General features: G+C 37.6%; 15 protein-coding genes and 1 other annotated feature. Of the genes, 14 read left to right on the top strand and 1 reads right to left on the bottom strand.

What is annotated here, in order from left to right; genetic code table 11:
- Positions 1–170: 170 nt before the first annotated feature.
- Complete coding sequence (locus J7E67_RS09835; protein WP_214731535.1) at positions 171–1,112, bottom strand: Na/Pi symporter; 942 nt, start codon at positions 1,110–1,112, stop codon at positions 171–173.
- 215 nt (positions 1,113–1,327) lie between these two features.
- On the opposite strand from J7E67_RS09835, the gene rpsU reads away from it, so the two are divergent.
- The 14 genes from rpsU (at position 1,328) to recO (ending at position 12,263) form a co-directional block, all read left to right on the top strand.
- Positions 1,328–1,501: a 30S ribosomal protein S21 gene (gene rpsU, locus J7E67_RS09830; protein WP_007087607.1), complete on the top strand. Its 174-nt coding sequence runs from the start codon at positions 1,328–1,330 to the stop codon at positions 1,499–1,501.
- A 15-nt stretch (positions 1,502–1,516) separates the two neighbouring features.
- Entirely contained in the window at positions 1,517–1,963 is a 447-nt protein-coding gene (locus J7E67_RS09825) for a GatB/YqeY domain-containing protein (protein ID WP_214731533.1), read from the top strand.
- Between the two features lie 121 nt (positions 1,964–2,084).
- The gene (locus tag J7E67_RS09820) at positions 2,085–2,720 is read left to right on the top strand and encodes an NfeD family protein (RefSeq protein ID WP_214731531.1); all 636 of its coding nucleotides are present in this window, start codon (positions 2,085–2,087) and stop codon (positions 2,718–2,720) included.
- 17 nt (positions 2,721–2,737) lie between these two features.
- Positions 2,738–3,730 (top strand): flotillin-like protein FloA, encoded by a 993-nt coding sequence (gene floA / locus J7E67_RS09815; protein WP_168245118.1) that lies wholly within the window; start codon positions 2,738–2,740, stop codon positions 3,728–3,730.
- Between the two features lie 34 nt (positions 3,731–3,764).
- Positions 3,765–4,214, top strand: coding sequence for a hypothetical protein (locus J7E67_RS09810; RefSeq protein WP_214731529.1), 450 nt, complete (start codon positions 3,765–3,767; stop codon positions 4,212–4,214).
- 87 nt (positions 4,215–4,301) lie between these two features.
- Positions 4,302–4,604 carry a sporulation protein YqfC gene (gene yqfC, locus J7E67_RS09805; protein ID WP_168245116.1) on the top strand — a complete coding sequence of 101 codons (303 nt, stop codon included), beginning with the start codon at positions 4,302–4,304 and terminating at the stop codon, positions 4,602–4,604.
- The gene (gene yqfD / locus J7E67_RS09800; protein WP_214731527.1) at positions 4,601–5,794 is read left to right on the top strand and encodes a sporulation protein YqfD; all 1,194 of its coding nucleotides are present in this window, start codon (positions 4,601–4,603) and stop codon (positions 5,792–5,794) included. The genes yqfC and yqfD overlap by 4 nt, the downstream gene beginning before the upstream one ends.
- Complete coding sequence (locus tag J7E67_RS09795; RefSeq protein WP_214731525.1) at positions 5,791–6,762, top strand: PhoH family protein; 972 nt, start codon at positions 5,791–5,793, stop codon at positions 6,760–6,762. The genes yqfD and J7E67_RS09795 overlap by 4 nt, the downstream gene beginning before the upstream one ends.
- Before the next feature lie 193 nt (positions 6,763–6,955).
- Positions 6,956–9,127, top strand: a complete 2,172-nt coding sequence (locus J7E67_RS09790; protein ID WP_214731523.1) for an HD family phosphohydrolase — start codon at positions 6,956–6,958, stop codon at positions 9,125–9,127.
- Positions 9,124–9,594: an rRNA maturation RNase YbeY gene (ybeY, locus tag J7E67_RS09785; protein WP_088089019.1), complete on the top strand. Its 471-nt coding sequence runs from the start codon at positions 9,124–9,126 to the stop codon at positions 9,592–9,594. The genes J7E67_RS09790 and ybeY overlap by 4 nt, the downstream gene beginning before the upstream one ends.
- Positions 9,578–9,955, top strand: a complete 378-nt coding sequence (locus J7E67_RS09780; protein ID WP_214731521.1) for a diacylglycerol kinase family protein — start codon at positions 9,578–9,580, stop codon at positions 9,953–9,955. The genes ybeY and J7E67_RS09780 overlap by 17 nt, the downstream gene beginning before the upstream one ends.
- 262 nt (positions 9,956–10,217) lie before the next feature.
- The gene (era, locus tag J7E67_RS09775) at positions 10,218–11,141 is read left to right on the top strand and encodes a GTPase Era (protein ID WP_214731518.1); all 924 of its coding nucleotides are present in this window, start codon (positions 10,218–10,220) and stop codon (positions 11,139–11,141) included.
- Between the two features lie 191 nt (positions 11,142–11,332).
- Complete coding sequence (locus J7E67_RS09770; RefSeq protein WP_066257674.1) at positions 11,333–11,476, top strand: YqzL family protein; 144 nt, start codon at positions 11,333–11,335, stop codon at positions 11,474–11,476.
- Between the two features lie 34 nt (positions 11,477–11,510).
- Entirely contained in the window at positions 11,511–12,263 is a 753-nt protein-coding gene (gene recO / locus J7E67_RS09765; protein ID WP_214731515.1) for a DNA repair protein RecO, read from the top strand.
- Positions 12,264–12,313: 50 nt separating this feature from the next.
- Positions 12,314–12,497 (top strand) — a binding site (T-box leader).
- Positions 12,498–12,536 lie beyond the last annotated feature (39 nt).

Below are 12,536 nucleotides of genomic sequence, written 5' to 3'. Positions count from 1 at the left end.
ATAAGTAGTAAGTGTCCAGAAATATGTCTTAAGTGCCAAAAAATAGGTAATAAGTATTTGGAAATATGTCATAAGTTCCGAAAAAATGTAATAAGTATATGAATTTAAAGAGAACTACCAATTAATATCCAGTAAAGTCAGTATAAGACGGCTAAAAAGCCGTCTTATTTTCATGTACTTGGATTTTTAGGTGTTTTATCATGTAAAAATAAAATCATTTTCCCAAACTTCGTTGCAAATGGTAAGACCAATAATGAAGTGGCAACATTAAAGATGACACTTATATGGGCTAATTGGACATTTTTTGTATCTGCAAGAAGTGGGGCGTTGTCAGTAAGTGTTGGGATAAGCGGGATAAAAAGCAGGACCCCAAATACATTGAGCCAAACGTGCGCAAATGCAGCTAATCTCGATTCCTTTCCCCCGCCAATCGAAGCAATAAGGGCGGTAATACATGTCCCAATATTCGCCCCGAGGACAATAGCAATACCTGCATCAAGCTGCAAGAGCCCGGCTGTTAGGAAGCTCATTGCAATTCCAGTCATCGCTGTACTCGATTGAATAATAGCTGTCATTATGGTACCGGTTAACAGGCTTAAAAGAATCTGATCATTAATGGAAAGGATAAAATTATTGATCAAATTCATCGATGTTAACGGGACAGCTAGCATTTCGAAGCCTTTCATAGCTGCAAAAACAGAGGAAATTCCAAATAGAAGCATCCCGATGCTTCTCGCTTTTTTATTTTTAAATAATATAAGTAGGGCTCCACAAATAGCGAGTGGAACAAGGACTTTATCAATATTAAATGTAATTAATTCTGTTTTAAAGGTAGTTCCAATATTTGTTCCTAGAATAATCCCAATCGACTGAGGGAACGTCATGATCCTTGCTGAAATTAATCCAATTGTAATCACCATTACAGCAGTACTGCTTTGTAATAGTGCCGTAATAAATGTCCCTGTTAGCATCCCTTTTAAGGGAGTACTAGTAAGTTTAATCAGCCAGCCCTTTAATTTATTTGCTGATAAATTAAACAGCGCAAATCTAATAATGGTCATTCCAAAGACAAATAATAAAATGCAAAGAACAAATAATAATATGTATAACATTGTATGGCCCCCCTCGCTTCATTGTATGGTGGTGGAAGGAGGGACATGCCACTTTTTAAGGTAAATTAAGACAAGTCTTTATTTATTTGAATAAAAAATAAAAAGCATGTACTATCACTGTGAATTTCAGTTGACCTTGTATCAAGGTTATATTATAATTGCAAGGTACATGGATTGAATGTTAGTGTGTTGTGTTTCGGAGGGAGGGAAAGAGAATGTCTAAAACCGTCGTTCGTAAAAACGAATCGCTTGAAGATGCTCTTCGTCGCTTCAAACGTACAGTATCAAAAACTGGTACTTTGCAAGAGGCAAGAAAGCGCGAATTCTATGAAAAGCCAAGTGTAAAACGCAAGAAAAAGTCTGAAGCAGCTAGAAAACGTAAGTTTTAAGAGAGGGTGCAATACATGAGTCTTCTCGAGCGTTTGAATAATGATTTGAAACAAGCGATGAGAAACAAGGAAAAAGACAAACTCTCAGTAATTCGGATGGTAAAAGCTTCATTGCAAAATGAAGCTATCAAGCTCGGCACAAAAGAGCTTGCAGAAGATGTAGAGTTAACAGTCCTTTCTCGCGAAGTAAAACAACGCAAAGACTCCCTCCATGAATTTGGTAAAGCTGGTCGTGATGACCTAGTTGATAAGTTGCGTACAGAGTTGGCTATCGTTGAATTGTATATGCCAAAACAGCTTTCTGAAGAGGAACTGGTGGAAATTGTTAAAGAAACAATTTCTGAAGTCGGCGCAAAATCAAAAGCAGAAATGGGAAAAGTGATGTCTGCGATTATGCCTAAAGTAAAGGGCAAAGCAGATGGGGCACTTGTAAATAAACTTGTACAACAACACCTTTCATAGTATTCTGACAGGAAGACTGTAGGCTTTTAGCCTGCGGTCTTTTATTATTTTTAATGAAACTTAATTGACTTTCAAACGTAATATTAATTGTCGAAGCTAAAGAAAGAAAGGGGGCCTTCGAATGATTGAATTTCTTACTGACCCGATTGTTGTAACCGTTCTATTATCGATTGCGGGAATCGGAATTGTATTAGAGCTTTTTTCATCCAAGTTTGGTGTGGCAGGATTTATTGGTGTGTTTGCGCTCATTTTATTCTTTTATGGGCATTTTCAAGCAGGGCTTGCAGGTTATGGTACTTTACTATTATTTGTGGCAGGATTACTGCTGATTTTCTTGGAGTTCTTTTTACCTGGAGCTATTTCTGGCACACTTGGTGTTGCTGCTTTAATTTTAAGTCTTTTTTTAGCAGGTTCGGACACCATCCAAATCGGGGTATCCATCATAATTGCGATTTTCTTATCTGTCCTAGTTTTCTTTATAATGATTAAGATTTTTGATAAAAAGCTTGTTTTATTTAATAAAATGGTTCTTTTTGATTCAGCCAGAAAAGAAGATGGATATGTCTCTAATATTAATCGTACCGATCTGTTGGGAATGGAAGGGATTGCCTTAACCATTTTACGCCCAGCAGGAACCGTTATTATTAACAATGAAAGAATTGATGCGGTAACCGAAGGCGGCTTTATCGAGCAGAATGCTATCGTTAAAGTCATTAAGGTTGAAGGAGCGCGTATTGTTGTAAGAGAATTAGAATAAAAGAAGGGGGTTAAAAAATGATTGTAGGCAGTGGAACGATTTTTATCATTGCAGTTGTTGTTGTCGCTTTAATCTTATTTGGGATCTTATTATCCTTTGTACCAGTCATGCTCTGGATCTCTGCGCTTGCGGCAGGAGTCCGTATTAGTATCTTTACATTAGTTGGGATGAGGCTTAGAAGGGTAACGCCAAGCAGAGTGGTTAACCCACTCATAAAAGCCCATAAAGCAGGTTTAAACGTTACCACCAATCAACTGGAAAGCCATTATCTTGCCGGCGGGAATGTTGACAGAGTAGTCAATGCTCTAATTGCTGCACATCGGGCAAATATTGAATTATCGTTTGAACGCTGCGCTGCCATTGACCTAGCAGGGCGTGATGTTTTAGAAGCGGTACAAATGAGTGTTAATCCGAAAGTAATTGAAACTCCATTTATTGCCGGGGTTGCTATGAATGGTATCGAAGTAAAGGCCAAAGCGAGAATTACCGTTCGAGCTAACATTGAGCGTCTTGTCGGTGGTGCTGGGGAGGAAACCGTGGTTGCTCGTGTCGGTGAAGGGGTTGTTTCCACTATCGGTTCATCGGATAGTCATAGCAAGGTGCTCGAGAATCCAGATTTAATCTCGCAAACGGTTCTTTCGAAGGGACTAGATGCCGGAACAGCTTTTGAAATCCTATCGATTGATATCGCTGATGTGGATATCGGTAAAAATATTGGGGCTGAACTACAAACCGAACAAGCTGAAGCGGATAAGAAAATTGCCCAGGCGAAAGCTGAAGAGCGCAGGGCAATGGCTGTGGCGTTAGAACAAGAAATGAAAGCTAAGGTCCAGGAAATGAGGGCAAAGGTCGTGGAAGCGGAAGCAGAGGTTCCTCTTGCAATGGCTCAAGCGCTCAAATCAGGAAATATTGGTGTAATGGATTATATGAACTTTAAAAATATTTCAGCAGATACTGAAATGAGAGGTTCAATTGGTAAGATAACGGGAGATAAAAAAGACGGACAATAAAGCCCGCTTTGGGATAATAAAGGGGTGGTGATTTTTGGAAACCTTAGTATTTTTGATTGTCATGGGTATTGTCTCTGTCATTTTCCGTAAGGCAAAAGGTAAGACAGGTCAATCTCGCAATAGAACTTTTTCAAGGGATACTTTTGAAGAAATTCGGACACTAGTTAAAAAGCAACTCAATTATGATGAAATTCCAACAACCAGCACTTTAAAATCAAAGAATATACCATCGGAAATTTCACTGGATCAACTCGAAAAGCTCGAAAATAAATACCAGCAGTTGAAACAAGAGTCTGAGGTTAAACGGATTGGAATGTCAGTAGCCCAGCCAAAGGTCGAGAAAGTAGAAGTTAAATCCGGGCAAGAGGAATGTAGCATCATTTCTCTTTATCCAGATGAAAAAACGCTCATTAATGGGATGGTTTGGTCAGAAATTCTTGGTGAGCCGCGTTCCAAAAAGCCCTTTTTCCCAAGAAAATGTTAGTTGTAAATCAACATAGCTAAATAGAAAAAGGTGTGCTAGAACCTCCTTTCATTTCATAAATATGAGATGAAAGGGGGTTCTTTTTTTATGGCGAAAAAATGGGGCCAACGGGTCCGTAACTGGATGGCTGAAAAAATGGATCTTCCTCAAGATGTCATGATGGATTTACCCCGCATTACGATGGTTGGGCAAATTCATATATATATTGAGAACCATCGCGGCTTGCTTGTGTTTACTGATAAAGAACTCCGTCTGCTATTAAAGCAAGGGCAGTTATTAATAAAAGGTAAATATTTTGTTATTAAAACGATTTTACCTGAAGAAATTTTGCTCGAAGGGAAAATTGAACAGGTCATTTATATAACTGATAATCCGGGAGGAACAAAATGAATAACCAGTGGGTCGAATTTTTATATGGCAGGGTTACTGTTAAAGTATCAGGAAAGGGTATTGAACGCTTTTTAAATGTCCTTACCAGGAATGGACTTCATATTTGGCATGTCAAACGGCATGGAACAGAAACAATTACCTTTAAGATGAGACTTAGAGATGCCAAGAACATCAGACACTATGCAAGGAAAAGTGAATGCTCCATTTCCTTCCTGCGAAGGAGCGGAGTGCCTTTTTTAATTAAGAGAGTGCTTAAAAATAGTGGCTTTTTAGCGGGGGCAGGAATTTTCTTGCTTATCTTAATGGTTTTATCCAATGTTATTTGGGGGATTGAAATAAAAGGGGCAAAACCAGCGACAGAATATCAAATTCGTAAAGAATTGGACAAGATGGGTGTTAAGATTGGAAAGTTGCAATTATTTGTAGATAATGTGGAAGGTATTCAAAGGCAACTGACAAATAATGTTGGGGATCTAACATGGGTTGGAGTGGAATTAAAAGGGACAACCTTCCACCTTCAAGTTGTCGAGAAAAATGAGCCAAAAAGGCCAGAGCAATTATCACCGAGGAACCTTATCGCAAAAAAGAAAGCGATAATCGTAAATATGTATATTGAAAATGGTCAAAAAATGGTAGAAATTAATGATCATGTGGAGCCGGGGCAATTACTCGTTTCAGGTGAATTTGGGCAAGAAGGTACTCCGGAATTGGTTGCGGCCAAAGGAGAGGTTTGGGGTGAAACTTGGTATAAAAGTCATGTGGAGCTCCCGTTAGTAACCAACTTTAAAGTATATAATGGCAAAGAAAAGGAAAAACATTTTATTTTACTGGGGGATTTCGAACTCCCTGTTTGGGGCTTTGGTAAGCCTGAATTCTTGAAATATGAAACCGAAATGAATGTTCATAAAATTCATTTCTTAAAGTGGGAATTGCCAATTTCTTATCTCAACAAAACCCTTCGCGAGCGGGAAGAAGTTCAGCGTACCTATTCAAATAAAGAGGCCCAACAAATTGCAATTGAGCTGGCAAAAAAACAAATAAAAGGTCGGTTAGATGAAGATGCTATGATAAAAGATGAAAAAATTTTACACAAAGCAATTAAAAATGGTAAAGTTATACTGGATATTCATTTTAAGGTAATTGAAAATATTGCAGTCGGACAACCGATTTCCAAGGAGACTAGTGAATGACAGAAAAGTTAACTACCATAAATGTACAACTTGAAAATCCTGCAGAAGCAATTAGTTTGCTAGGGAATTCTGATACCAATTTAAAAATTATTGAACAAGAGCTTGATGTTACCATCATTACTCGGGGTGAAGCTGTCAGTTTATCCGGTGATGAGGAAAATGTAAATCTGGCCGGACAAATATTAAATAAATTAATGATTGTGATTCGAAAGGGAATTAATATTAGTCAAAGAGACGTCCTATACGCGGTTCAAATGGCGAACGCTGGGACACTTGAATATTTTGTGAATTTATATGAAGAAGAAATTGGCAAAAATGTTAAAGGTAAAACCATTCGGATCAAGACGCTTGGACAAAGAGAATATGTAACAGCAATTAAAAAAACAGATCTTGTATTTGGGATTGGCCCTGCCGGAACCGGGAAAACATATCTTGCTGTTGTCATGGCCGTGGGCGCTCTCAAAAATGGGCAAGTGAATAAAATACTTTTAACAAGGCCTGCAGTTGAGGCTGGCGAGAGTCTTGGATTTCTTCCAGGTGATTTAAAAGAAAAGGTAGACCCGTATCTGCGACCACTATATGATGCTCTCCATGATGTGCTTGGGGCTGAACATACGCAAAGGTTAATTGAACGAGGAACCATTGAAATTGCTCCGCTCGCCTATATGAGAGGTCGAACATTAGATGATGCTTTTGTTATACTTGATGAGGCCCAAAACACAACCCATGCACAAATGAAAATGTTTTTGACAAGACTTGGCTTTGGGTCAAAAATGGTCATTACGGGTGATCAAACACAGATCGATTTGCCAAAAGGTGCAAAATCAGGCTTAATTGCAGCCGAAGGAATTTTAAAAAATGTAAAGGGCATTTCCTTTGTCTTTTTAGAAACAACTGACGTGGTTCGTCATCCGCTTGTTGGCAGAATTATTGAGGCGTACGAGAACAAAGAGAATCGAGAGGGGTAAACCTATTTGTGGTTTACCTCTTTTTTCTTTGGAAATGTGGACTTAAAACTAATCTTCTTCCAAAGAAGGTGAAACTTCTTCGAAAAACTGTTATCATTTTACATAAAGCAGGAACAGTGAAAATATGACAATTTTTGAGAAATGATTTTTTAATATAAAATCATTTTCATGGGCCGTGGTTGGAGGGATTTAGTTGGGTAAACTACAGCAATACTTCATACGGATACGCAAACTGCTAGATATCACTTTTTTTCTAGTTCTCTTTTTTATCATGTTAGGTACCGTATTATTTGCCGCGATGTATAGTAATGTAAAACCTGAAAAATTGGATTTAAGCTTGTTTTCAGTAGCAGAAAAAACCATCCGTTCCCCTGGAACAGTGGAGGATAAGAAAAGTACTGAAAATAAGCGTAGGGATGCTCTTGACCAAGTACAGGATGTGTATGCCTTGAAAAAAGAGTATACGCAAAATCGGGTCGATTTAATTAGCTCCATTTTTCAAGCGGTTACTGAAGTGAATGATGAAATAAATGCAGAAATCAAGAAGTTTGAAGAACTGGCCCCAGAAGAAAAACCAGCAAAAACGGAACCTAGTGATTCTGAAAAAATGATCAGGTTAAAGGCAAAATTAACATCGAATGTATCAAAGGGGCTTTCTGACCAGGTTTTTACGGCCTTAGTCCAAGCTAGTAATGATGAATTATCGATCGCGAAGGATTTAACTGTTACTGCGATTAACAATGTTATGGCCCAACGGATTTCTGCTGATGAAGTAGAGAATGCAAAAAAAAGAGTGGAGGAAGAATTAAAATATACAACTTTAAATGATAATTTAAGAAATGGTGTCATTGAACTCGGCAGGTATGCTGTTATTCAAAATGAATTTTATGATCCCAATGCAACAGAAGAGCTGCGACAGCAAGCGGTAGAAAGTGTGGAGCCAGCCAAAATTCTTCAGGGGCAAATTATTGTTGAAGAAGGAGAATTAATCAACCAGGATATTTATAGACAGTTAAAATTAGTCGGCCTTCTTGATAATGAGAGATCCTTTAAGCCTTTTATTGGATTAATGGTATTGATAACCATTATTCTGTCTTCAATCTATTTTTATTTTTACCAAATAAAATCAATTCCAGAAAAGAGACAGACAGACTTGTTGTTGTATGGGATTGTTTTCATACTTTCAATCTTTATTATGAAAATAATCAGCATGCTGCAAATTTTTAATTTTGCCGGAATTGGCTATCTTTTCCCTGCAGCTTTAGGGGGAATGTTAATTAAGATCTTGATTGATGAAAAGCTTGCCATTCTTATGTCGATTATTATGGCGGTATGCGGAAGTATTTTATTTAACGAGGGAATTACAGGGACACTAAATTTTTCAGAGGGGATTTACATCCTATTCAGTGCCTTAGCGGGAATTTTGTTTCTTAGTAACCAAAACCAGCGTTCAAAAATCTTGCAGGCTGGCTCGTTTGCGGCAATCGTAAATATTATGTCTATTTTAGCGTTAATGTTTCTTCCAAATGGCCAATTTTCTGGTATGGAGTATGGATATTATTTAACCACTGCTCTTGTTTCAGGTATAGGTTCTGCTGTGTTAACGATTGGATTACTGCCTTTTTTTGAGGCGAGTTTTGGAATTCTGTCGACGATGAGGCTGATTGAACTATCCAATCCAAACCATCCTCTATTAAGAAAAATATTAATGGAAGCACCAGGTACATATCATCATAGTGTGATGGTTGCTAATTTAGCGGAATCTGCATGTGAAGCAATCGGTGCAAATGGACTTTTAGCAAGAGTGGGCAGCTATTACCATGATATTGGAAAAACACAACGTCCGAATTTTTATATCGAGAATCAGATGCATCTAGAAAATCCTCATGATCGGCTGCCGCCAGATAAAAGTGCAAACATTATTATTGCCCATGTAACAGATGGCTCTAATATTTTAAAGAAGTACCCTATGCCAAAAGAAATTATCGATATCGCTGAACAGCATCACGGGACAACTTTGCTAAAATTTTTTTATCATAAGGCTATCCAAGGTGAAACTGAGGTAAAGGAAGAGGATTATCGCTATCCTGGTCCAAAGGCAAAAACAAAAGAGTCTGCGGTGGTTGGTATTGCAGATAGTGTCGAGGCGGCAGTCCGCTCATTATCCCAGCCTACGCCTGAATTAATAGAATCACTGGTTAAAAAAATTGTTGCTGATCGTCTCCAAGATGGACAATTAAATGAATGTGATATCACAATGAGAGAAATTGAAACCGTATCTGAAGCTTTATGTGAGACCTTAAAGGGGATTTTTCACTCCAGAATTGAATATCCAGAAATGATAAAGAAGGTGAAGCAAGCATGACATTACTAATTGATTGTATCGACGAAACGGAAAAACTAACAGAAGAACAAATGCTTGAAATCGAAAGGATCCTTACCTTTGCGGCTAGAAAACAGGATGTTGAAGAGCATAGCGAAGTTTCAGTAACATTTGTTTCAAATGATAGAATACAGGAGATCAACAGGGAATACCGCGATAAAGACAAGCCTACGGATGTTATTTCGTTTGCAATGGAAGAGCTTGGGGAAGGTGAAGTGGAGCTGGTAGGGGTTGATATGCCTCGTGTCTTGGGGGATATTATTATCTCTATACCAAAAGCAATCGAGCAAGCAGAAGAATATGGACATTCTTTTATACGTGAGCTTGGTTTTCTAGCTGTACATGGTTTCCTTCATCTTCTTGGTTATGATCATATGACCGATGAAGAGGAAAAAGAAATGTTCACATTGCAAAAGGAAATATTAGACGAGTATGGACTCAAACGATAAACGACCACAGCAGTCATGGTTGGGTACATTTTCGAATGCAATCGCCGGGATTTTAGTGGCCCTGAAGTCAGAGAAAAATATGCGGTTCCATTTCTTTTGCTCCATTCTTGTTGTACTCGTCTCTTATTATTTTTCCATTACAAAGACTGAATGGATATTCATCCTGTTTGCTATTGCGGGAATGTTTGCATTGGAATTAGTCAATACCGCAATCGAACGAGTTGTCGATCTAGTTACACAAGACTATCATCCATTAGCAAAACAAGCGAAGGATATGGCAGCAGGAGCGGTGTTAGTTTATGCCGTACTATCGGTTGTAATTGGCCTATTAATATTTTTACCCTACATACAAAAGCTTTAAAAAATTAAGCTGAATAGAGTTTATTTACCATCATTTGAAATAGGATACTGGATTAGGTAAAATAACTTATCAGCAAAATTATTAAGACTTGCTGATTTATTAGAAAATTCTAATTTTTTTACTTCAACCTAATGATTTTCAATCAATTTTGAGGTAAAATAAAGAAACAGCAGATTCTGCTGGAAGGGAAGAACACTAGTGAACATCGATCAACTAATTAAAGAAACAAAAAAGGCAAGTTCCTTCATACAGGAGGATCTATATGCTGAATAATGACAACGGAAGCAAAGGATACAAGTCAGGTTTTATTTCGATTATTGGCCGGCCGAATGTAGGTAAATCCACGTTTCTTAATCGCGTGATTGGCCAAAAAATTGCCATAATGAGTGATAAAGCACAAACAACTCGTAACAAAATCCAAGGTGTGTTAACAGTAAATGATGCCCAGATGATTTTTATAGATACACCAGGTATCCATAAACCCAAGCACAAATTAGGCGATTTTATGATGAAGGTTGCTGTAAATACGCTAAAAGAAGTTGATTTGATTTTATTTATGGTAAATGCTGAAGAAGGATTTGGACGTGGTGAAGAATTTATTCTTGAAAAATTTCAAACAGTTAATACGCCAATCTTTCTTGTAATTAATAAAATTGATCAAGTCCATCCTGATAAATTATTGCCGATTATTGAATCATATAAAGAAAAATACCCTTTTAAAGAAATTGTCCCAATATCTGCGCTAGAAGGAAACAATGTGGAGCCATTGTTAGGACAGATTAAGTCCTTCTTGCCGGAGGGACCACAATACTATCCAGCAGACCAGGTCACAGATCACCCAGAACGGTTTATTATTACCGAGTTAATAAGGGAAAAAGCACTCCACTTAACACGAGAGGAAATTCCCCACTCTTTAGCTGTGGTTCTTGACAAAATGGAGCGGAGAGAGGGTAAAGAAATTATTGATGTCATGGCAACCGTAATTGTCGAACGTGATTCACAAAAAGGAATTATTATTGGTAAGCAAGGCAGCATGTTAAAAGAAATAGGCAAGCGTGCACGAGTTGATATTGAAAATCTACTAGGGTCAAAAGTATATTTAGAGCTATGGGTAAAAGTTCAAAAAGATTGGCGCAATAAGATGTCCCAGCTTCGAGATTATGGCTTCAATGAGGATGAATATTGATTAATAATGGCCGACCAAGGCGTTTCCGCTTTTCTAATAACCCTAACTAAAATATTACCGATTATTTCAAATTATGCATGGACAACATTAACAAATATTTCGTCTTATGATTTTTGCGCTGGCAGGCTATGATAATTGTAAGGTTTGGGACCGAATGAAAGCTAGTCTAAATATGAAAGGTGGGGTTTTCGATGATGGATTTTACGTGGAAAGTATTCCTCCAAACAGGTAATATTGACACATATCTTCTCATTAAAGAACTTGAGAAGGAAAACCAAGAAATACCCGGAAATCTGAATGATGAGCTAGCACAAATCGATTTTCCCGTTTCATAAGTTTGTCTTCGTGCTACTTTAGAAGGTGACAATAATGCTTCAGAAGTGTGAAGGCATCGTTATTAGAACAACAGATTATGGTGAAACAAATAAAATAGTGACAATATATACAAGGGAATGGGGAAAGATTGGTGTGATGGCGCGTGGTGCAAAAAAGCCAAACAGCCGCCTTTCCTCCATTACACAACTTTTTACACATGGTTATTTTCTAATTACTAGAGGATCTGGTTTAGGAAGCATGCAGCAGGGTGAAACGGCTACATCCTTAAGATCGATTGGTGAAGACATTTTTTTAACTGCCTATGCTAGTTATATTGTCGAGTTAACCGATAAATGCACGGAAGAAAAAAAACCAAACCCTTTTCATTTTGAATTGCTCTATCAAACATTGAATTATTTGAATGAGGGCTATGACCCGGATATTCTCATGAATATTTATGAGATGAAAATGTTAAATGTATTGGGATTAAACCCAATCTTAAATCAATGTTCCGTTTGCGGCAGTACAGACGGACATTTTTCTTTTTCCATTCGTGAAGGTGGGCTTATCTGTCATCGTTGTCTAGATAAAGATCCGTACCATTTCAAATTAACACCGAGTACGATTAAATTATTAAGGCTATTTTATTATTTTGATCTTTCAAGGTTAGGAAATATTTCTGTTAAAGAAGAGACTAAGGCTGAACTTAAGAATGTTATTACTTCTTACTATGAAGAGTATTCGGGACTTCATCTCAAAACAAAGAAGTTTCTTAATTCCATGGATAAATTCAGAAATCTCTTATAAGCACCCTGTTGACAATGTTTGGAGTTTTCGTTATTATTTTCATTAATAAAATATTTGCATTGACGGAGAAGAGTACTTAGTAATCTCTATAAAAGCGAACCTAGGGTGGTGGAAGCTAGGGTATAGGGCACTAAGGAAGGCGTTCCTGAGCAATCTTTGTGTTTATTAACACGATTAAAGAGGCTGTTTTTTGCAGCAATTAGGGTGGAACCGCGGGTAACTCTCGTCCCTATGCTTAACAAGCATAGGGACGAGAGTTTTTTTTGTTTGAAT

The sequence above is a fragment of the Bacillus sp. ISL-46 genome (assembly GCF_018613205.1).
Note: the sequence above shows the minus strand (reverse complement) of the source record. Positions and strands in the feature narration are given on the sequence as shown.